General features: G+C 64.8%; 19 protein-coding genes. 7 read left to right on the top strand and 12 right to left on the bottom strand.

What is annotated here, in order from left to right; all coding sequences use genetic code 11:
- Positions 1–67 precede the first annotated feature (67 nt).
- From FSY59_RS10425 to FSY59_RS10415, 3 genes are read left to right on the top strand one after another with little or no spacing between them, the layout of a single operon-like run.
- On the top strand, positions 68–1,129 hold the full coding sequence (locus FSY59_RS10425; RefSeq protein ID WP_148728921.1) for a GNAT family N-acetyltransferase: 1,062 nt from the start codon (positions 68–70) through the stop codon (positions 1,127–1,129).
- A complete protein-coding gene (locus FSY59_RS10420) occupies positions 1,126–2,025 on the top strand; it encodes an arginase family protein (protein ID WP_148728920.1) in 900 nt (299 codons plus the stop codon). The genes FSY59_RS10425 and FSY59_RS10420 overlap by 4 nt, the downstream gene beginning before the upstream one ends.
- Before the next feature lie 47 nt (positions 2,026–2,072).
- Positions 2,073–3,386: a cyclopropane-fatty-acyl-phospholipid synthase family protein gene (locus FSY59_RS10415; protein WP_050873044.1), complete on the top strand. Its 1,314-nt coding sequence runs from the start codon at positions 2,073–2,075 to the stop codon at positions 3,384–3,386.
- 75 nt (positions 3,387–3,461) lie between these two features.
- Here the strand turns inward: FSY59_RS10415 and FSY59_RS10410 are convergent, their stop codons facing one another.
- The 9 genes from FSY59_RS10410 to FSY59_RS10370 are packed head-to-tail and all read right to left on the bottom strand — an operon-like array spanning position 3,462 to position 11,277.
- The gene (locus FSY59_RS10410) at positions 3,462–4,679 is read right to left on the bottom strand and encodes a DegT/DnrJ/EryC1/StrS family aminotransferase (protein ID WP_003059724.1); all 1,218 of its coding nucleotides are present in this window, start codon (positions 4,677–4,679) and stop codon (positions 3,462–3,464) included.
- A 1-nt stretch (position 4,680) separates the two neighbouring features.
- On the bottom strand, positions 4,681–5,067 hold the full coding sequence (locus FSY59_RS10405) for a multidrug efflux SMR transporter (RefSeq protein ID WP_003059725.1): 387 nt from the start codon (positions 5,065–5,067) through the stop codon (positions 4,681–4,683).
- Between the two features lie 12 nt (positions 5,068–5,079).
- Complete coding sequence (locus FSY59_RS10400; RefSeq protein WP_148728919.1) at positions 5,080–5,448, bottom strand: EamA family transporter; 369 nt, start codon at positions 5,446–5,448, stop codon at positions 5,080–5,082.
- Positions 5,441–6,349 (bottom strand): carboxylesterase, encoded by a 909-nt coding sequence (locus FSY59_RS10395; protein ID WP_148728918.1) that lies wholly within the window; start codon positions 6,347–6,349, stop codon positions 5,441–5,443. Before FSY59_RS10395 ends, FSY59_RS10400 begins: the two co-directional genes overlap by 8 nt.
- Entirely contained in the window at positions 6,346–7,059 is a 714-nt protein-coding gene (locus FSY59_RS10390) for an MtnX-like HAD-IB family phosphatase (RefSeq protein WP_148728917.1), read from the bottom strand. Before FSY59_RS10390 ends, FSY59_RS10395 begins: the two co-directional genes overlap by 4 nt.
- Entirely contained in the window at positions 7,052–7,987 is a 936-nt protein-coding gene (locus tag FSY59_RS10385) for an HlyD family secretion protein (RefSeq protein ID WP_148728916.1), read from the bottom strand. The genes FSY59_RS10390 and FSY59_RS10385 overlap by 8 nt, the downstream gene beginning before the upstream one ends.
- Before the next feature lie 2 nt (positions 7,988–7,989).
- Positions 7,990–8,745, bottom strand: coding sequence for an ABC transporter ATP-binding protein (locus FSY59_RS10380; RefSeq protein WP_003059734.1), 756 nt, complete (start codon positions 8,743–8,745; stop codon positions 7,990–7,992).
- Positions 8,746–8,755: 10 nt separating this feature from the next.
- Positions 8,756–9,904, bottom strand: a complete 1,149-nt coding sequence (locus FSY59_RS10375) for an ABC transporter permease (protein ID WP_003059735.1) — start codon at positions 9,902–9,904, stop codon at positions 8,756–8,758.
- Positions 9,901–11,277: an efflux transporter outer membrane subunit gene (locus FSY59_RS10370; protein WP_148728915.1), complete on the bottom strand. Its 1,377-nt coding sequence runs from the start codon at positions 11,275–11,277 to the stop codon at positions 9,901–9,903. Before FSY59_RS10370 ends, FSY59_RS10375 begins: the two co-directional genes overlap by 4 nt.
- Before the next feature lie 233 nt (positions 11,278–11,510).
- On the opposite strand from FSY59_RS10370, the gene FSY59_RS10365 reads away from it, so the two are divergent.
- Together FSY59_RS10365 and FSY59_RS10360 are read left to right on the top strand one after the other, a co-directional pair.
- Entirely contained in the window at positions 11,511–12,260 is a 750-nt protein-coding gene (locus tag FSY59_RS10365) for a response regulator (protein WP_003059738.1), read from the top strand.
- Positions 12,245–13,417 carry a cell wall metabolism sensor histidine kinase WalK gene (locus FSY59_RS10360; RefSeq protein ID WP_019043079.1) on the top strand — a complete coding sequence of 391 codons (1,173 nt, stop codon included), beginning with the start codon at positions 12,245–12,247 and terminating at the stop codon, positions 13,415–13,417. The genes FSY59_RS10365 and FSY59_RS10360 overlap by 16 nt, the downstream gene beginning before the upstream one ends.
- Here the strand turns inward: FSY59_RS10360 and FSY59_RS10355 are convergent.
- Both FSY59_RS10355 and FSY59_RS10350 read right to left on the bottom strand, forming a co-directional pair.
- Positions 13,392–14,948, bottom strand: coding sequence for a DUF3482 domain-containing protein (locus FSY59_RS10355; protein WP_148729023.1), 1,557 nt, complete (start codon positions 14,946–14,948; stop codon positions 13,392–13,394). The two genes, FSY59_RS10360 and FSY59_RS10355, sit on opposite strands and share 26 nt — an antisense overlap.
- A gap of 2 nt (positions 14,949–14,950) precedes the next feature.
- Positions 14,951–16,384, bottom strand: coding sequence for a DUF2868 domain-containing protein (locus FSY59_RS10350; protein WP_019043081.1), 1,434 nt, complete (start codon positions 16,382–16,384; stop codon positions 14,951–14,953).
- A 184-nt stretch (positions 16,385–16,568) separates the two neighbouring features.
- On the opposite strand from FSY59_RS10350, the gene trpB reads away from it, so the two are divergent.
- On the top strand, positions 16,569–17,771 hold the full coding sequence (gene trpB, locus FSY59_RS10345; RefSeq protein WP_148728914.1) for a tryptophan synthase subunit beta: 1,203 nt from the start codon (positions 16,569–16,571) through the stop codon (positions 17,769–17,771).
- A gap of 117 nt (positions 17,772–17,888) precedes the next feature.
- On the top strand, positions 17,889–19,265 hold the full coding sequence (locus FSY59_RS10340) for a glycerophosphodiester phosphodiesterase family protein (protein WP_222864293.1): 1,377 nt from the start codon (positions 17,889–17,891) through the stop codon (positions 19,263–19,265).
- 104 nt (positions 19,266–19,369) lie between these two features.
- Here FSY59_RS10340 and FSY59_RS10335 read toward each other — a convergent pair whose 3' ends face one another.
- The gene (locus FSY59_RS10335) at positions 19,370–19,690 is read right to left on the bottom strand and encodes a hypothetical protein (protein ID WP_003071883.1); all 321 of its coding nucleotides are present in this window, start codon (positions 19,688–19,690) and stop codon (positions 19,370–19,372) included.
- Between the last annotated feature and the right edge of the window lie 10 nt (positions 19,691–19,700).

Raw genomic sequence — 19,700 nt, 5'->3', positions numbered from 1 at the left:
GGGTTGTGCCAGTTTTCTGCGCTGCAGACACGCTCAGGCGCCATCAAAACCGACTACAAAAGGCGAAATGGCGACGGAAAATTTCCGCAACCAGCTCGAACCCAGTGGCTTGCTGCAGCAGTTCACCAACCATCCTCCAGAAGGCTTTGCCTTGCTGCAGGACTGGCCGGCGCCAGCATTCACCGCCCCCTTCGATCTGCTGACCACCGCAGATGACGCGCTCAAGGCGCGTCTTCTGTCGTTGCCCGGCGGGCGCTGGCTGAGTTCCAGGCTCAGGCTGAAAACGGACTTCGTCGGCAGCACGGTCAGCGAGTATGTGCCGCTGCCCCGCGATTCCGATGCCGCCACGCTGGCCAGGCAGCTGCGTGCCGTTGCGGGCCGGACCCTGCTCACCATCGTCAAGGATCTGCCGCAGGCATCGCCGCTGCTGAGCGCCAGCGACAATGACTTTGCCCAGGCCTTGTCCCAAGCGCTGACCGAGCGGGGCTTTGTGGCCCTGGAAGGCCAGGCGCTGGCCTATGTGCCGCTGGACTTTGCCAGCACGGATGAGTATCTGGCCGGCTTGTCCAAGAACCGCCGCAGCAGCCTCAAGCGCAAGCTAAAGAGCCGCGCCGGGCTTGACATTCGTCGCCTGCCGACCGGCGCTGCCTTTGCCGGCGAGAGCCGCATCGACGCGTACTACACCTTGTTCGAAGCGGTGTATGCGCAAAGCGAGATCCATTTCGACAAGCTCTCGCGCGCCTTCCTGGCCGGCCTGCTGCGCGATGCGGACAACGGCGGCATGGTGTTCGAGTATCGGGATCGGATCAGTGGTGCGCTGCTGGGCTGGAACCTGTGCTTCGAGCATGACGGCAGGCTGATCGACAAATACATAGGCCTGTCCTACCCGGCAGCGCGTGAGGCGAATCTCTATTTCGTGAGCTGGATGGTCAATCTCGAGTACGCACTCGAACGGGGTCTTTTCCACTATGTGGCAGGCTGGACCGATCCGGAAGTCAAGGCCCAGCTCGGCGCCAGCTTCACCATGACGCAGCATCTGGTCTTCATCCGCAACCCCGTGCTGCGCGCGTTGGGGCGACGCTTCTCCCGTCTGTTTGAAAGCGATCGCCAGTGGAGTGACAAGCCATGATGCAACAAACACCTGTGGTGCTGGATATCGATGGATCGGTAGGCCCGCTGGCCCAGGAAAAACGCCTTGCGCTTGCCCAGTGGCAGGAGCTGGTGCGCTTTGGCTGCGGCCTGCGCAGCTTCAGGCGCTTCAGCCAGGCCATGCAGGAGCAGCTGCCCGCGCAGCACGGCACCGTGCTCATGGGCAGCGGCGACTTTCACCATCTGAGCTGGCCGCTGATCGAGCGCTGCATCGCCCAGAAGGCCTTCAGTGCCAAGCATCCGCTGCGCGTGGTGGTGCTGGACAACCACCCCGACAATATGCGCTTTCCCTGGGGCGTGCACTGTGGCTCCTGGGTGCGGCGCGTGGCCATGCACCCCGCCGTGTCGCAGGTCCATGTGGCAGGCATTACCTCGCAGGACATAGGCTCGGCCCACGCCTGGGAAAACTATCTGCGGCCGCTGCGCGCCGGCAAGCTCACCTACTGGAGCTGCGGCGTGGACACCGGCTGGGCCAGGCGCGTGGGCGCGGGCAAGGCGTTTCGCAGCTTTGCCGAGATCTCGCAGCTGGTACAGGCACTGTCCAGCCATCTGCATGACTGGCCGCAGGACACGTATCTGAGCATAGACAAGGATGTGTTCGCCGCCGAAGTCGTGCGCACCAACTGGGACCAGGGCCGGATGCTGCAAGAGCAGGCCGTGCAGCTGATCGATGCGCTGCGCGGACAGATCGCGGGAAGTGACATCACGGGCGACGTGTCGTCATGGCACTATGGCACCTGGTGGAAACGACTGATGAGCGCGGGCGACGGCCAAGACACACAGATTGACGCTGCGACGCTGGCCGGCTGGCAGGCCGGGCAACATGCATTGAACCAGCGGCTGATACAGCGCATAGCGCTCAGCAGCACGAGTTAGAGCGATTTCACCGACCACTTTTCAACACTTCGCTTCAAGGAGCTGACATGCTGGATCGGTTGACCGAAAAATTGCTGCAACAGGCATTTGCACCTCTGGTCACCACGGGACGGCTCGAAGTCATCACTCCTTCAGGAAAGGCGCTGATCTTCGGCGACGGCGGCCAGCCTCAGGCGCGCCTGCGCTTTGCCGACAGACGCGCCGTCCTTGCGCTGCTGCGCGACCCCGACCTCAACTTTGGCGAGCTGTTCATGCAGCAGCGCCTGCTGGTCGAGCAAGGCACGGTCTACGACGTGCTGGAGCTGGTGCTGCGCGGTGCCAGACAGGTACCCGTCAGCGCCACGGTGCGCATGCTCGATGCCTGGCGCATGAAGCTGCGGCCCTTGCTGCAGAACAATCTGCGCGGCAAATCACGCGCCAACGTGGCACATCACTACGATCTGGACGACCGGCTCTATCAGCTGTTTCTCGACAGCGAGCGCCAATACTCCTGCGCCTATTTCGAGCAGGGCAACGAAGACCTGGAAACGGCACAGCTGGCCAAGAAGCGCCATATCGCCGCCAAGCTGCTGATCGAGCCGGGCCAGCGCGTGCTCGACATCGGCTGCGGCTGGGGCGGTCTCTCGCGCTATCTGGCCGAGGTGGCCGGCGCCGGCCATGTCACCGGCATCACGCTGTCCACGGAGCAACTGGCCGGCGCGCGGTCCAGGGCCTCGCAGTCCATCCATGGCGAGCGGCTGGAGTACCGGCTGCAAGACTACCGCGACATGAATCGCGAGGCACATGGGCCGTTCGAGCGCATCGTCTCTGTCGGCATGTTCGAGCATGTGGGCACGAGATTCCACGACGCCTTCTTCCGCAAATGCCATGAGCTGCTCAGCGAGGACGGCGTGATGCTGCTGCACTTCATCGGCAACAGCGATGTGCCCGACTTCAACAATCCCTGGATAGAGCGCTACATCTTTCCCGGCGGCCATATTCCGTCGATGTCGGAGTTCACGCCGGCCATCGAGCGCGCGGGCCTGGTGATCTGCGATATCGAGGTGCTGCGCCTGCACTATGCCCAGACCCTGCGCCTGTGGCGCGAGCGTTTCATGGCCCGCCGCGCCGAAGCCGCAGCCCTGTATGACGAGCGCTTCTGCCGCATGTGGGAGTTCTATCTGTCCATGTCGGAAACCGCGTTCCGCTACCAGGACATTGCCATCTTCCAGGTTCAGCTGGCACGCAGGCAGGATGCTGTGCCGCTGACGCGCGACTATGTGCACCAGCGCGAAGGGACACTCAAAAGCCGGGAGGCGGCCCTGGGCCTGATCGCGCCAGCCATGGCGGGCGCCGCAAAAATCAAAGCATCTACCGCTTGACTCGTATCGATTTCAACATCAAAAAGGCTTGAAATCTTTTTATCTCAAGCGCAAGAAGCTATCGCTTCATGAGCATCAGGCATGCTGAACCATGGACCGGAGGTGGCCCGCCAGTAGGGCAAACCGTGCCTCATCCAGCCACGGGCTGTTGCTGATGGCCAGCAGGCGCTGCGCCCAGTCACGCGCCTGGTCGACAGTGTCGCCCCGCGCAGCACCCAGCACATGGTCGTAGCGGCCATAGTCGGGCAGCACGTGGACAAAGGGCAGGGACAGACCCCAGCCACGACCCCAGTGCGCGCGCAGCACGGCATCTCTGGCCTGCTGGCTGGGCATGCGCAGCAGGATGACCGGCCACACGCCCTGCGCCCCGGGAACGGCATCCTGCACGACTTCCAGCCCGCAGGCCTGCAACCGGGCGATGCGCAGGCCGGCCTGCTCGGAGGTCTGTTGCTGAAATGCTGCCAGCCGCCGCAATGCCTTCGTGCCCACGCTCTGGCGCCAGCGCCCCAGACGGTGCTGAGGAATGAGGTCGTCGAAGTCATCGCCTGCGGCCTCCACCCAATCACCGCGGGACAGTGATTTCTCCAACGGCTTGCCATAGGCCATGCGCAGCCCGGAGGGCCGGTAGAGCATGGCGTAGCCCAGCAGCTCGATGCTGCGGCGCAGCTCCCACCACGGGCTGAAGCGCGTGGCGGCGCCGGCGGCGTGCAGCGCGGCACGCATGGAGGGCTCGCGTGCCATCAGCACGCCGCCTTCAAAAGTGCTCAGCCCCTTGCCGACGGCCAGGCTGAAGAAGCCGATGTCGCCTTTGAGGCCCACCGAAGCTGCGTCGCTGCGTGCGCCCAGCGCCTGGGCCGCATCCTCGATCACATAGGCACCCACGGCACGCGCGCATCGCAGGGCGGCATCCACATCGGCCACACGCCCGCACAGGTGGGTTGGCAGCACGGCCAGTGTCCGGTCGCTGCACAGGCGCTGCAGGCAGACCGGGTCCATGTCCAGCGCATCGGCGCGCAGATCGCACAGGCGCAGCTGCAGCCCGCACTGCGCAATCGCCAGCGCCACCAGCGGACAGGTATAGGCCGGTGCAACGACCTCGCTGCGCCCCGGACTGAGGGCCTGCAGACTGCGCAGAGCCACCATCAGGGCCGAGGTGCCCGAGCATTCGAGCTGCACCGCCTCCACGCCCAGCCACGCGGCCAGCTGCGCTGCCAGGCTGCCTGCCCCCGAGGGCCAGAGATCGCCGAGCTGCAGTGGCAGGCCGGCCGTTGGCGGCACGGTGGGCTGACGCATCTCAGGCGGCCTGCTCGGCCTCTGGCTTCTCGCTCACGGCCAGGCACATGATGCCGGCCACGATGAACAGACAGCCAATGATCTGCGACCAGCCAATGGGCTCGTTGAACAGCCAGTACGAGATCGCCAGCACCGAGATGATCTCCAGATGCGAGGCGGCGAATGCCGGGCCGATGGGAGCGTGCTTGAGCAGGCTCATCCAGGTGAAAAAGGCCCCGATGTAGCCCACGAAGGCACCGTAGATCCAGGGCTGGCTGAACACGCGCAGCAGCCAGCCGGTCGAGAACTCGAGCGGCAATGCGGAATCACCGGCCTGCTTGAAGCTGAGCTGTGCCAGCGTGTCAAAGGCCATGAGAACCAGAAAGCCGACAATGTAAAAACGCTTCATAGCCGACGGCCCTCAATGCAATCCAACGATGGCCACGCCTATGGACACCAGCACGATGCCGGCCACGCGCATGGGCGCGAGCTTTTCACGAAACAGCACCCGGCCCAGAATCATGATGGCAACGATGTTGATCGAGCCCAGCAGCACCCCGTCCGACAGCGACACCAGCGACAGAAACGCCAGCCAGACCAGAAACTCTGCGATGTAGCAGGCAATGCCCACCCACAGCCAGGGCCTGGCCAGCATGAAGCGCCAACGCTGCGTGCCATTGCGATGCCCGGGCTCACTGGCCGCGGCCTTGAAAGCCAGCTGCCCGCCACTGTCCACCAGCACATTGAGTATCCACAGCGTCACCACCAGGGGCGAGAGATCACTACCCATTCGCCCCCCTGGCAGGCGCCGCCGAGCTGGCAATACGCGCGATGAATTCGTTGAGCTTGGCAATCACGGTGCGGCGCTCGCGGTCGATGGTGATCATGTGATAGCAATTGTCCAGCAGCACCAGGTCGACATGGGCGTTGACCGCGCCGCGCTGGATATCGTGGGCATTGCTGACCGAGGAAATATCGTCTTCCCGGGCATGAATGACCAGACAGGGCGAGCGCAGCTGCGCCAGTCGGGTCTGCACATTCGCAGACAGGGCGCGCAGCTCGATGACGCTCCACCAGGGATTGCCGGGCAGACCCGCGGCAGAGCTGTCGCCGCTGTTCATCTGCTCGACCACGCGCGCGCGCAAGGCCTCGTCCTTGATGCCGTATGGCGGCGCCTCCATGAAGACGCTGTTGCGACCGATGCCCAGCAGGCGGAACAGCGGCAGCAGGAACGCCAGCCTGGTATAGGCCGGAATGCTCCAGCCGTCATAGCGGAAGGTGGTGGACAGCGCACAGACGCCGGCCACCTTGTCGGGATGGCGCTCGGCCACGGCCAGCGACAGCAGCGCCCCCATGGACAGACCGCCGACCACCACATGGTCCACATGCAGCGAAAAGCGCTGCAGACCCGACTCCACACCTGCCAGCCAGTCCGTCCAGCGCGCGGCCACCAGGTCTTCCATGCTGCCGCAATGTCCTGCCAGCTGCACCCCGTAGACCGTGAAGCCCTGCTTGTTCAGACCTTTGGCGAGCAGGCGCATCTCGGCCGGCGTGCCGGTCAGGCCATGAATCAGCAGCACGCCCGTGCGGGCATTGCGGCCTTCGCCGGGCATGACGAACTCATGCGGCGTCACGCACAGCTGCTGCCAATCCGGCTGCTGCAGCAGCCCCAATCCATCGGCGGCATTCATGCAGTCTGCTCCATGCCGAGCAGGACCTGCTCCAGCAACTGGGTGGCCTGCGCAAAATGCTCGAAGCGCGCATGGGCAATCCCCTGGCTCTCGCAATAGTCGATGAGCTTGTACTTGGCCAGCACGAAATCCGCCTTGCCGGAAACGCAGAAGTCCGACGTGCTGTCGCCGATATAGAGCACCCGCCCGTGCACCGCCTGCTGCTCGGCAAGGCGCTCGCACTTGCAGTTGCCGCTGGCCCGCGTGCAGCGATTGCTGGCCCAGGGCGAATCCAGTCGCCAGCTGCGCTCGCCCGTCTGCACCAGATGATTGGCGATGACTTCCAGATCCCCGAGGCCATGGCGGGCGAGCACATGGCGAATCGCATAGTCGATGCCGTCGCTGACGACCTGCACCTTGATGCCATGCAGTCTGGCCTCGGCCACGAAGCCGGCAAAGTGCTCGTCGATCGCTATGCCGTCCAGATGGCTGCACAGCTCTGCCTCGCTCATGTCCAGCAGGGCCACCTGACCCTTCATGCATTCGCGCGAGCCGATCTCGCCACGTTCCCAGGCGTCTTCCAGCTCCTGCCAGCCCGGCTTGCCAAAGCGGTTGAGCAGGGTATCGGTCACGTCCAGCAGGCTGATGGTGCCGTCGAAATCGCTTTGCACCATCCAGCCGGTCGAAGCTGTACCTGCAGGCGACGGGAAAATCTGAATGCGCTTATTCATGGAAACTGACCCTCACGTTCTGACCGACCTTGACATTGACGGGCGGCTGGTCAAATGCCAGCACGCATTCCACAACTCTTACCGGGCCCCGCTGCGCGTCGTCCTGCAGCCGGGCCGTGCCGTAGACGGGACTGATGCGCAACACGGTCGCCGCGGGAAACTCCTGGCGGGCAGCGCTGCCGTCTGCGTCAACGACTACCTGGGCTTTCATGCCTTCGCGAATCGCCGTCACATAGCTTTCGTTGACTTCGGCCCGCACGATCAGGGGCCGCTTGGGCAGCAGCACCGCCACTGGGCTGCCGCTTTGCAGCATGCTGCCGCCCTGGGCCAGCAGGCGCACCACGACCGCGGCCTCGGGCGCACGCAGCTCGTGGCGCTGCAGCAGGGCCCGCAGCTGCTCGGCCTTGCGCCTGGCGACCGCGACTTCCGCAGCCGCAATATCCACTTCGGACTGTGCGTCGCGCAGGGCCTGCACGGCTTCGTCAACGCTCTGCAGATCCGCCGCGCCCTGTTTGGCGGCAGCCTGCCAGCGCGTCAGCGTGACCTTGAGCGCGGGCAGGCGATCCTGGCGCGTCTTGAGTTTGGTCTGTGCCAGCTGCAGCTCGGACTCCGCTACCGCCAGATCGGCACGCGCCGCATCGTCCGCGAGACGCAGCACCAGCTGGCCTTTCTGCAGGCTCTGACCTTCCTTGACCAGCAATTGCTGCACCACGCCGGCTGCGGCCGACGAAAGATCGAGCAGACCGCCTTCGACGTCGATCTTGCCTCTCGCAACCGCTACCTGGCTTTGAGGCTTGGTCTGGGCTGCAGCCGGTGTGACCACGGAGGCCGCGTCCTGAGACGGAGAGCAACCGCCCAGCATCAGCACGGCCGCCGCCAGCAGCGGCGCGCCCGACGCAATGCTGAGACGAAATGGGCTTGGGTTCATGTTTATTCCTTGATGGGGCTGTTCTGGCGCCAGTCGCTGCGAATGGCGCCATCTTCCATGCCCAGCACACGATCGGCGTGGCGCACCAGACGCGGGTCATGGCTGACGCAGAGCACCGTGGTGCCGTGCGTGCGCGCTGCGCGGTGCAGCAAGTCAATGACGCGCTGGCCGCTCTCGGCATCCAGCGCACTGGTGGGCTCGTCGGCGAACAGCAGACGGGGCTGCTTGGCCATGGCACGTGCGATGGCCACACGCTGCTTCTCGCCGCCCGACAGCTGGGCCGGGCGCATATGACTGCGGTGCGAGAGCCCCACTTCATCGAGCGCCTCCTTGGCGCGGCGCAATGTCTCGGCGCTTCTGAGGCCCATATAGCCCAGTGGCAGCTGCACCTGCTCCAGTGCCGTCAGGGCCGGAAACAGATTGAAGCCCTGGAAGACGAAGCCCGTATGGCGCAGACGAAATTTCTCCAGCGCCGCCGTGCCGAGCCTGGCCAGGTCCTCGCCCAGTGCCAGCGCATGGCCGGCATCGGGCTTTTGCAGTCCCGACATCAGCGACAGCAGCGTACTTTTGCCGCAGCCCGACGGGCCGGAAATCAGGCTCAGCTCCCCCGCATAGAGGCTGACGGACAGCCCCTGCAGCACATGCACCTGGACGATGCCCGACACAAAGGATTTGTCGAGGCGCACGGCCTCGAGGCTGGGCACCGCCTCCTTGGCTGCAGCAGGTGTTTTGACGCGTTCCATGGTCTCGGCTTGCATGTTTCAGGCCTTAACGCAACAGGGTTGCAGGGTCGGCACGCAGCAGGCTGCGCATGGCGCCCAGACCCGACAGCAGCGACAGCACGGCCAACAGAAAGCCGCAGGCGAGTACTGCGGACAGGTTGAGGGCCACAGGGACGCGATAGGCTGCTGCAATGCTGAGCAGCACCGCGCTGGCCAATGCCGCCAGCACGAAGCCCAGACCGCCAATCCAGCAGGCCTGCTCGACCACCACGCGGCCCAAGGCCGCTCGGCTCACGCCCAGGGCATTGAGCACCGCATACTCGCGGGCGGATCCTGCCACCACCGCCTTGAGCGACTGGCTGGTCACGATGGCGCCCACCAGGCAGACGATGACGGCCATGAAGAGCACGCCGGCACCGGCGCCGGTATCGAGCATCCAGTAACGCTGAGAGCGGCGCGCAAAGGCATCCGCCGTCCAGACCTCGTACGGGCCGAAGCTGCTGCTGGACCGGCTCAATCTCGCCTCGGCCTCGCTTGCCTTGGCTCCTTGCTTGAGACGCGCCACGAAATAGGTGCTGCCATGCTCGGCACTGGTTTCTGCAATTTCGCGAGCCGTGCTGAGCGAGGCGATCACGTTGACGCCGCCCAGCCCGCGCAGGCCGTCGACGGCAGCCACGATCTTGACCGCATGGTTGTTGATCCAGGCCGTGCTGCCTTCCTGCACACCCAGAGTCCCCAGGTCCGCCCTGTCCACAATCACGGCACCGGGCTCGCGCAGCAGCTGTCGCTGCCAGGAGGCGAGCACCTTGGTGAACATCATGGAGTTGTCCGCAGTGCTGACGCCCGAGAGATAGACCGAGACGCCACCTCCGGTCGCGCCCTGGGCGCCGGCGCGCGCACGCCAGTCGCCATCGACCCAGACATAGGACTCAACGGCCGCGACATCGGGGTCCATGCGCAGGCGCATCTCCACATCGCTGCCGATATTGCGCCCGAAGTTCACGCTTTGCGTACCCGGATAGCCCACCCAGAGATCGGCTGAAGAAGCCGTCACGTAGATCGCTGCAGAGCCGAAGATGCCCAGCACCAGGGCGGCCTGCATGGCCAGCAGAACGCCCGAAAAGCCCACGGCGAACACCGAGGGGACAAAGCGCCTCCACTCATAGATCAGCGTCTTGCGCGCCAGGGCAATCATGGCTGGACCTCGGAGACCGCGGCATCGATGGGCGCAGCACCCACGGCCTTGTAGAGCGCCACATAGGCCAGCGCCTCGGCAGCCCTGGCAGTTGCCAGCTCGCTCTGGTTGAGCAGGCTGGCGCGGGCGTTGTCGATACCCGCAAATTCGCTGGACAGGCCCAGTTGCTGACGCACTGCCTGGGCCTTCTCGCGCCCGGCATGGATCTGCCTCTCGGACTGCAGCTGCTGCTGCCTTTGCTGCTGGGCGGCAACCGCCGCCAGCGCCGATTCCGCCTCGGCAATACCGTTGAGCACAGCCTGGCGGTAGGCCTTGATGCTGGCCTGCAGCGCCAGCTCCTTGCCGTCCGCGACGGCACGGCGGCGACCCCAGTCAAAGAGCGGAATATCGATCTGCGGACCGACCATGGGGATGGAGTCCGAAGTCGTGCGGTGATTGCGCGTCAGGTTGTAGGCATACAGCAAGGACCCCGTCAGGGTCAGCCGCGGATAGAGCGCCGCGCGCGACACGCCGACCTCGGCCGCGGCCTGCTCCACCGCAGCCTCGGCACTTTGAATATCGGGGCGATTGCGCAGCAGGTCTGCCGGCAGCACGGCAAGTGCCTGCACTGCGGGCAACCCGGCATCGCCACTGGGCTGCAGCCATTGCGGCTCGGCGCGCTCGCGCCCCAGCAGCGCTGCCAGCGCATGGGCAGCACGCGCCTGGGCTTCGTTCAGGGTGGACAGCTGGGACTCTGCGGTGCGCAGCTGCAGCTGTTGCTGCTCCAGAGACTGGGCATCCGCCAGCCTCTGCGCATGCCGGATCTGCAAGAGCTGCAGCTGTCGCTGTGCCTGCTGCAACTGCTTTTCGGCGAGACCGCGCTGCACCTGGGCCAGCCGGATATCGAGATAGCGATGCACCACATCGGCCACCAGGGCCACCCGCGCCGCATGCAGCTGGGCTTGCGCGTCCAGCACGCCGGCCGCACCTGCTCGGCGTGCTGCGGCGGAATCGCCAAACAGGCCCAGATCCCAGCTCACATCGATGCTGGCATGAAAGTAGGTGTCAACTGCCGCAATATCCTGCAGGGTCCGCGCTCCGGTATTGACCGCGGGGCGGAAAGCCGCATCGGCCGTGCCTGCCAGCAAGCGCTGCTGACGCAGACGCAGCACGGATTGGGCTACATCAAGGTTCTGGGACAGCGCCTCGTCCACCAGCGCATTCAGCGCGGGATCATTCCAGGCACGCCACCAGCGTGCCAGTTCCGCAGAGTCCGACTTCTGAACCGACTCCTGCTGCTGCCACTGCGGTGGCGTGGTCCGGTCCAGCCTGACTGCCTCGGGCGCAGCACAGCCTGCCAGCAACGACAAGGCGCACAGACACAGGCTGCCCATGCGAAGACGCGAGACGTGGGAGGGAAATATCACAGCGCAGTTGGCTCAAGCTATAGGTGTCACCCGGGAACCTGCAGAAAGCGGAAACAGCTTTCCATCCTCGCCATTGGACGGCAGCAAGCTTTCGCCAGATTGCAGGGTTTATGTAGGAATTATGGAGAGCCGCCGCCATTCGTTGATTGCAGCGGCAACGCACATAATGTGCAAACAACAAGATTCAGGGAGTCCCGCAGATGCATGACTTTGCTGCACACAAAACCATGGCTACTTTTGCTCAACCTGCTTCCACGCCCCTGGTGCTTGTAGTCGAAGACGAACCCGCCATTGCCGGCGTGCTCAGCGCCTATCTGGAACGCGATGGCCTGCGCATCCGCATGGCGCAGGACGGCGAGGAGGCCCTGCAGAGCTTTCGCCAGCTGCGCCCGGACCTGGTGCTGCTCGACATCCATCTGCCCAAGGTCGATGGCGTGGATGTGCTGCGCATGATTCGCAATGACAGCGATGTCCCCGTCATCATGGTGACGGCCCTGGCCGACGATGTGGACAAGCTGCTGGCACTGCGCCTGGGGGCGGACGACTATGTGGTCAAGCCTTTCAACCCTCCCGAGGTGGTGGCACGGGTGCGTGCCGTGCTGCGCCGCACCCAGGCCAAGCCTGCGCCAGTGGCAGCCCCCATCCGCGTCGGACCTATAGAGATCGACGTGGAAGCCCATAGCGCAGCCGTCTACGACGATGCGGGCCAGGCCGTTCCCCTGGCGCTGACGCTTACGGAATTTCGGCTGCTGGCCTGTCTGGCGGCCCAGCCGCGCCGCTGTTTTTCACGCGCCTACCTGATTGAGAACTGCCTGCCGGAAAGCGACGCGCTGGAGCGGGTGATCGACTCCCATCTCTCCAAGCTGCGCCGCAAGCTGCAACTGGCCGGACAGGACGGACTGATCGAGACCGTGCGCGGTATTGGCTATCGTCTATGGCCCTGGGACTGAACCGCATCTGGGTCCGCTTTGGTCTGTGGATCACGGCGGCCGTGCTGCTGGCCATTGCCTCGCTGGCGATTGGCGTGCTGGCGTTTTCCGAGCTGCAGTACCGCGAGTTCTATCGCCACCTGCCAAGCCCCGTCAAGACCGAGCTGGAAGCGCTGAAGTCCCAGGATCTGGAGGACAGCCCCAGAGCCTTGCAGATCTACTCCGAGTACTGGGAAGGCGACCGCCTGTTCGGCGAGAAATGGTCGCTGGTCATCGGTCTGGCCGTCAGCCTGCCTTTCGGCATGGCCGTGGGTTTCTGGATCTCCCGCCGCATCACCAGTCCGCTGGCCTCCATGGTGGAAGTGGCTGCGCGCGTGGAGCGCGGCGACCTGGCCTCCAGAGCCGTCAAGGGCAATGCCCATGGAGAGATGGCAGAAATGATCGATGCCTTCAACGGCATGGTCGATTCGCTGGAGACCCTGGAAGCGGAGCGGCTGGCCACGGCCGCCTCCATCTCCCATGAGCTGCGCACCCCTTTGACGGTGCTGCAGGCAAGACTGCATGCGATCTGCGACGGCGTCATCGACTCCAGCCAGGCCGAAATGAAGACGCTGCTGGCCCAGGTCGAGCACCTGGGACGGCTGGTCGGCGACCTGCACACCCTGTCCATGGCCGACGCCGGACAGTTGTCCCTGCGCAAGGAACGCATAGACCTCGCCACACTGGTCGGCGATGTCGTCGAGGAGCTGCACCCGCAGCTGCAAAAACTGGACATGACCTTGTCACTGGATCTGCCCATGCAGGACGGCGATGGCAGCACCGACATCAAAGCCGACACCGACCGCTTGCGCCAGATCACCACCAACCTGATCAGCAATGTGCTGCGCCATGCCAGCAGCGGCCATTGGCTGAGCATCCGGGTGCATGCGAGCTCCGACCACCAGAACCAGTCATGGGTGATCCTGGAAGTGGGCGATGCGGGCCCCGGCCTTGCGACCGAGGTCCAGGCCCATCCTTTCCAGCGCTTTGTCCAGGCCCCGGGCAAGCGTCGCCGGGAAGGCTCGGGCCTGGGCCTGTCCATCGTCAAGGCTCTGGTGACCTCCCAGGGCGGCACCGTCAGCACGGGCGTCTCCGAGCGTGGCGGTGCCCTGTTTACGGTGCGCTTTCCGCGCCTCTGACTCCGGAGTCCGCGTTCAGCCCCGGATAGAGATCGGCCATGATCTGCTGCAGGCTTTGCGAGAGCAGCTCCATGATGGCGGCTCTTTGCGCATCGATGGCCGTCCCTGCGGCATTTGCTTCGCGCAACTGCGCCCAGAGTGCCGCCCATTGCGCAGCATGTGCCTGCACCGTGAGCTGGGCCAGCTCACTCCATTGGCTGGGCGCCGCCGGGCTGGTGTAACGCCCGCGACCGCGGCCAAAATGCGAGATCAGCAGGTACTTGAGCAGTACCTGGCTCACGCTGGCGTTCAGATAGTCGCCAGAGAGTCGAAAGCTCTGCTGCTCCTGGTCGAACATCTTGTTCGCTCCCCAGGCAGCCCCGCCAAAGGTGAGAGCCCCCAGCAGCGCGCCCACCAGGGCACCGGCACCCAGCGTCAAGCCTCCGGCCATCAGATCGGCACCCAGTCCTGTGGCTGCACCGGCAGTCAACGCCCCCCACAAGCTGGCTGCCTGCGCATCCACAGGCGTGGTGATCTGAAGCTGACTGCGCAGTTGCTCCTGAATCTGACTGGCCGCCTGACCGTCGAGTCCATGAATCTCAAGCAAGCGCTGCGTGGCCTGCACATCGGCCTGACGCAAAGTCTGCAGCAGCCGCTGCACGGCCACCTTGGCCTGGGCTCCGAGCTGCTCTTCACCCTCTGCCGCTTTGCCCAGCTTGGCGGTGAGCTGGCTCAGGCTTTGCCAGGCACGCGCCAGCAGCCGGCCTTGCTCGGGATCGAGTTTTTCATGCAGCCCCGCAGCCGTCAGCAATTGCTCTGCCATGACCGCCAGGCTCGCCTGCTCGCGCTGTTGCTGCTGCCAGGCCCGCTGCTCCAGCAGACGCTGATAGGCGGGCTGTTTGGAGCTAGGCAACAGTGGCGCAATGCTCTGCATCATCCTGCGCTCATGCCACCAGCTGCGCGTGAAGGCGTCGAGCACGAGCACGTCGCGCACCACGCTGTGAAAGCTCTGCGTCGCCTGCTGCCAGCGCCGCAGATCCTGCTGCGTCTGAGCGGCCGTGGTGTCGCAGCCGATCTGGTTGAGCAGCACGATGACCGGCTTGTTCAGCCAGGCCAGTATGTTCATCTCGGCGCTCCAGTAGCCGGCATCGGCCGGGTCTTCTGCCGCGTTGACAAGGTAGAGCATCACATCCGCATGGTCGCGCGCGGCGAGCAGGGCACGCTGGCTCAGGTAAAAAGGCTTGTCGCGCCACCGATCCCAGACATTGCTGAGAAACCAGCCCAGCGGATTGCCTTGCTGCCGCAGGCGCTCATAGAGCCGCACGGAGTCGCCGAAACCCGGTGTGTCCCAAAGCCACAGCTCATCACCCTGCTGCGTTTTCTGAAGCAGATAGCGCTGTGACTGCGTGGTCACATGGGCGGCATCGTCAATCTCGCCGACGTCGTCGGCCATCAGCGTACGGGTCAGCGTGGTCTTGCCGATATTGGTGTGCGACAGCAGACACCACTGAACGCTGCGGTCGATCGGAACCAGTTCCTTGCTCTCGCTCATCATCACACTCCTGCGCCGGGCACCAGGGTCGCATTCAATCCCGCGCTGCGCACAAATTCCCGCCACAGCTGCTCGCGCTCCTGCACGCGCGCCGGGGCACCGCTGTTGCGCGCACGAAAGTCCGCCGCCCATAGCCACACATCGGTCTGCGCGCCCCAGCGGTTCAATACCTGCGCCAGCAGCACGCCATGGATTTCCGCCTCGGGCGTGGCAGCCAGGTTGAGCAGCAGCACCTGCTGTGCGTCAACGGCCGAAGCATCCGGCAATGGCGATCCATAGGCCAGCACCGGCAGCAGCGCAAGCTGCGCCCCAGCGCCGTAGCTCTGCGCCACATGGTTGCGCAGGGCGGCTTCGCGCTCGGGCGTGATGTCCAGGCTGTAGGGCTGCACCAGCAGCGCCGTGGCGCGTCCCGCCCAATCACGCTGCAGCCTCTGGAAATAAGGCTGCTGCAGCGGCAAGGCCAGATGCTGGCTCAACCACCAGCCCCTGACACCCTGCCACAGCGCAAGCAGCAGACGCGGCGCCACCACCATCAAGCCCAGCAGCCAGCTGTAGAGCTGCACCCAGCGCGGCCCCGCATCTGCGGCATCACCGGCCGACCAGCCCTGCAGCGCCTGGATCTGGGCCAGACTCCACGGCGCCAGACCCAGCAGATGCTGCACCGGCGCAAACAGCAGGTTCAGACAGGTCTGCACGGCGGAAGGCGAGAGAAAAGTACTCTCCCAGCCCACTTGATACGCCCTGGTCAGGCCGGTCAGCCATAGCGATGCCAGCGCGCCCAGCGCCAGCATGGCAGCCCCCAGATGCAGGCACACAAGCCATTGCGCATGGCGCGGCCGCTGGTTGACCTGCCACCAGTTGCGCTCGAAGTTCAGCGCCATCTTGCGCAGCCCCGTGCCGCGCGAAACACTCCACTTCCTTGCCTGCAGCTTCTGCAGCCAGCCACCGGGCGCTGCCCCAGCGCCCTGACCCTGTTCGGGCTGCAGCGGCGCAATCACCATCTTCCTGCGCCGCAGCAGACTGCGCAGCCAGGTCAGCAGCAACAGCGCATAGACCAGCAGATTCCACAGCACGATACCGATCAGGGAGGCAGAGAGCAGGTCCACCCGATGCGGGTCGGTGATCGCATGGCCCGCAAAACCCAGCGCAAACGCCGCAGCCATTACGGCCAGCACCATCCAGCGCGAAATGCCGGCGCGCTGCCGAGCCATCGCGCGTATGTCGGCAGGCAGCTGCGCCGCAGCAATCACGCGTTGCGCCCGCTCCTGCAGAAAGCTTTCGAACGCCGCACGGCCGCCGCCCCTGGTCTTGCCCTGGGCGTGCAGACACTCCTGCGTGATGGCAGTGCAGCGCTCGGCCGTTGGCAGCGCCTCGTGCGCAGCGGCGGTTTCCAGAGCATGGGCAAAGACAATATCGCGGGCTGAGCTGGCTTTCATGTCGCTATTGTGTTTCAGAGCAAGAGAGGGCGTCGCAAATATCAAAACAATAGCTGTCAGCATATTCTTCGTGCGGGCTGCAGGCATTTTTCACGACTCTGCCATCGGGACTTGCCTGCAAGCGCCCCAAGCCCGCCATGTGCTATGAATGCAGCTTTGCTGCACACCCCCCAGGAGACAAGCCATGACCCAGAACCCCCAAGCCATGCCCGATGCCCAGGGCTTCTTCGGCCCCTATGGCGGCCAGCTCGTGCCACCCGAGCTCAAGCAATGCATGGACGAGATCGCCGCAGCCTATGAAGAGATCGTCAAGCGCCAGGATTTCCAGGACGAGCTGGCCGCACTGTTTGCCGACTATGTGGGCCGACCCAGCCCCATCTTTCACGCCAGACGCCTGTCCGATCAGCTGGGCGGTGCGCAGATCCATCTCAAGCGCGAGGATCTGAATCACACGGGGGCACACAAGATCAACCACTGCCTGGGCGAGGCACTGCTGGCCAAGTTCATGGGCAAGAAAAAAGTCATTGCCGAGACCGGCGCCGGCCAGCATGGCGTAGCCCTGGCCACGGCCTGTGCGCTGGTGGGCATTCCCTGCGAGATTCACATGGGCCAGGTGGATATCGAGAAGGAACACCCCAACGTCACCAAGATGCGCATTCTGGGCTGCAATCTGGTGCCCGTCACGCGCGGCGCAGCCACGCTGAAGGAGGCCGTGGACAGCGCCTTCGAGGTCTATCTGCAGGACCCCGTCAACACCATTTACGCGATTGGCTCGGTGGTCGGCCCACACCCCTTTCCCATGATGGTGCGGGACTTCCAGTCCATCGTGGGTCGTGAGGCTCGCGAACAGTTCCAGACCCGGCACGGCAAGCTGCCCGACCATGTGGCAGCCTGCGTAGGCGGGGGCAGCAATGCCATGGGCATCTTCACGGCCTTCCTGGGTGACGCGTCCGTGCATCTGGTGGGCGTGGAGCCTGCCGGTGAAGGCGTGGACAAGCCCGGCCGCCATGCCGCCACGCTGTCGGTTGGCAAGCCCGGCGAGATTCACGGCATGAAGTGCTATGTGCTGGAGAACGCCGACGGCACGCCGGCCGCCGTGCACAGCATCGCCTCGGGCCTGGACTACCCCGGCGTGGGCCCGCAGCACAGCTATCTCAAGGACATAGGGCGCGTGGACTACCAGTCCGTGAACGACAAGGAATGCCTGAATGCCTTCATGACGCTGTCGCGTGTGGAGGGCATCATCCCGGCACTGGAAAGTGCGCACGCCGTGGCCTGGGCCATGCGCGAAGCGCCGGGGCTCGGCAAGGACCAGCATATTCTGGTCAATCTCTCGGGACGCGGCGACAAGGATGCCGATTACGTCGCCAGGAAGCTGGGGCTGTAACAGCCGCATCCCGCACAGGGCTGCTCCCGCAGCCCTGTGCTTCGGAGCGTGAAATGCTCTGAGGGCACGGTCACACAACCGTCATCAACAACCGCAAGCATGAGGCAATCTCCATCCATGCCTGAAACCATGTCCCCTACCCGCCACCCCGTCTTTGCCCTGACCTTGCTTGCCGCCCTTGCCCTGAGCGCCTGTGGCGGTGGAGACGGCCCGACGCCGGCACCTGCACCGCAGTTTCTGACGCTGGACGGCAAGCAGCCCCAGGTCATCGCCCACCGCGGCTATTCGGGCCTTTACCCCGAGCAGACACAGATGGCGTATGAGAAAGCCATCGATGCCGGTGCCGACATGATCGAGCTGGACATGCACCTGAGCCGCGACTGCCAGCTGGTGGCACGCCACAACGCCTGGCTCAGCGACAGCACCAATATCGCCGAGGTCGCCAAGATCAATGCCTATGTGGCTGGCCGCAAGCGCAACACGCCCGGCGTGCTGGTCAACGTGAAGTACCCGCCCATTGCCGCCAACGGCCCCGCGCAGTACCTGAGCGACCGCATCGATCCGAACAATCAGAAGTCGGTTCTGCAGGCTCTGGTGGTCGATGGCGAGGACCACACCGGCGACTGGTCCATCTCGGACTTCACCCTGCATGAGCTGCGCACGCTGTTTGGCGGCACCACGCTGGACAACCGCGCCGACCGCCCCAGCGAATGGAACGGCAAGCTGCCACTGATCAGCGCACAGGATGTGATCGATATCGCACTCGCCAGGGGCAAGGCGGCAGGCCGCACGATTGCCGTCTACGCCGAGACCAAGAACCCTTACTGGAACAACCAGCAGGCCATTGCCAACAGCTGCGGAACGGGTGAGCACCCCTTCGAGGACGCCGTGATGGCGCTGCTGGACAGGAACAATCTCAACCGCAAGGAAGCGCCCATCTACATCCAGAGCTTCGACCCCGAAAGCCTGAAGTATCTGCGCAAGGCAGGCATGCGGGCCAAGGGGGTGCAGCTGATCGATGGCAACGACTACAACTTCAGGGACGGCTCCGTAGGCTATATCACTGCCGACGAATGGACCTTCATCAGCGGCCGCCCCTACAGCTGGACTCTGGCCGGCGATGCGCGCACCTTCGCGGTCATGCAGACGCCGGCAGGCCTGGCCGAGATCAAGACCTATGCCGACGGCATCGGTCCCTGGAAACCCCAGGTGCTGGCCCATTCCGTCGTTCCCTACAAGGACGGCGCAGGCCTCAAGGACGTCAACACGCTCAAGGACACCGGCCTGATCGCCAATGCGCACAAGGCCGGCCTGGTGGTGCACAGCTTCACCTTCCGCAGCGAGGCCAGCCGGCTCGCGGGCATCTTCAAGGGCGACCCGCTGCAGGAATATCTGGCTTACTACCGTCTGGGCATTGACGGCGTGTTCACCGACTTCACGGCCGATGGCGTAAAGGCCCGCGATGCCTATATTGCCGAGCTGAAAAAGCAATAGGCCTGGCTCGTTGCCGCCGCAGCCTGCGGCGGCGGACTACCACGGATCACAGGGATTGTGATCCGTGGCAGCAAGACGTCCCGGCCTCGGATCCGGCTTGTGCCTCAGCGCAGCCCGCCGATATAGCGTGCCGAGGTGCGCAGTATCTCGGCGGCCTTGGTGGTGACCGAGCTATCGCTCTGCGCGGTCTCGGCAGGCGCTGCATGCCGGGGCTTGTCGCCGCTCCAGCTGTCCTGCAGACGCCGGGCCAGGCGCGCCAGCTCCTCGTCCTGTTGCTCTCGCGCATGCTCCAGCGCAAAAGCCACCATGGCCTGTGCATAGGCCTGGTTGCACGCCATCCATTCGGTATCGGTCACCCGGCCCGTCTTGCGGCGCAACACCACATGCAGATGTGCGGCCACTGCCACTCGCTCGCTGTCCTCCATACACCGCTCC

The sequence above is a fragment of the Comamonas sp. Z3 genome (assembly GCF_008121565.1).
GTDB classification, from domain to species: domain Bacteria; phylum Pseudomonadota; class Gammaproteobacteria; order Burkholderiales; family Burkholderiaceae_C; genus Comamonas; species Comamonas brasiliensis.
Note: the sequence above shows the minus strand (reverse complement) of the source record. Positions and strands in the feature narration are given on the sequence as shown.

Bases quoted from the DNA above. Each gene is read 5' to 3' on its own strand.
- FSY59_RS10340 (WP_222864293.1), top strand. From the start codon at position 17,889: ATGCCTGAAACCATGTCCCCTACCCGCCACCCCGTCTTTGCCCTGACC.
- FSY59_RS10380 (WP_003059734.1), bottom strand. From the start codon at position 8,745: ATGCAAGCCGAGACCATGGAACGCGTCAAAACACCTGCTGCAGCCAAG.
- FSY59_RS10395 (WP_148728918.1), bottom strand. From the start codon at position 6,349: ATGAATGCCGCCGATGGATTGGGGCTGCTGCAGCAGCCGGATTGGCAG.
- FSY59_RS10370 (WP_148728915.1), bottom strand. From the start codon at position 11,277: ATGGGCAGCCTGTGTCTGTGCGCCTTGTCGTTGCTGGCAGGCTGTGCT.
- FSY59_RS10350 (WP_019043081.1), bottom strand. From the start codon at position 16,384: ATGAAAGCCAGCTCAGCCCGCGATATTGTCTTTGCCCATGCTCTGGAA.
- trpB (WP_148728914.1), top strand. From the start codon at position 16,569: ATGACCCAGAACCCCCAAGCCATGCCCGATGCCCAGGGCTTCTTCGGC.
- FSY59_RS10335 (WP_003071883.1), bottom strand. From the start codon at position 19,690: ATGGAGGACAGCGAGCGAGTGGCAGTGGCCGCACATCTGCATGTGGTG.
- FSY59_RS10365 (WP_003059738.1), top strand. From the start codon at position 11,511: ATGCATGACTTTGCTGCACACAAAACCATGGCTACTTTTGCTCAACCT.
- FSY59_RS10355 (WP_148729023.1), bottom strand. From the start codon at position 14,948: ATGAGCGAGAGCAAGGAACTGGTTCCGATCGACCGCAGCGTTCAGTGG.
- FSY59_RS10390 (WP_148728917.1), bottom strand. From the start codon at position 7,059: ATGAATAAGCGCATTCAGATTTTCCCGTCGCCTGCAGGTACAGCTTCG.
- FSY59_RS10410 (WP_003059724.1), bottom strand. From the start codon at position 4,679: ATGCGTCAGCCCACCGTGCCGCCAACGGCCGGCCTGCCACTGCAGCTC.
- FSY59_RS10415 (WP_050873044.1), top strand. From the start codon at position 2,073: ATGCTGGATCGGTTGACCGAAAAATTGCTGCAACAGGCATTTGCACCT.
- FSY59_RS10375 (WP_003059735.1), bottom strand. From the start codon at position 9,904: ATGATTGCCCTGGCGCGCAAGACGCTGATCTATGAGTGGAGGCGCTTT.
- FSY59_RS10360 (WP_019043079.1), top strand. From the start codon at position 12,245: ATGGCCCTGGGACTGAACCGCATCTGGGTCCGCTTTGGTCTGTGGATC.
- FSY59_RS10425 (WP_148728921.1), top strand. From the start codon at position 68: ATGGCGACGGAAAATTTCCGCAACCAGCTCGAACCCAGTGGCTTGCTG.
- FSY59_RS10405 (WP_003059725.1), bottom strand. From the start codon at position 5,067: ATGAAGCGTTTTTACATTGTCGGCTTTCTGGTTCTCATGGCCTTTGAC.
- FSY59_RS10420 (WP_148728920.1), top strand. From the start codon at position 1,126: ATGATGCAACAAACACCTGTGGTGCTGGATATCGATGGATCGGTAGGC.
- FSY59_RS10400 (WP_148728919.1), bottom strand. From the start codon at position 5,448: ATGGGTAGTGATCTCTCGCCCCTGGTGGTGACGCTGTGGATACTCAAT.
- FSY59_RS10385 (WP_148728916.1), bottom strand. From the start codon at position 7,987: ATGAACCCAAGCCCATTTCGTCTCAGCATTGCGTCGGGCGCGCCGCTG.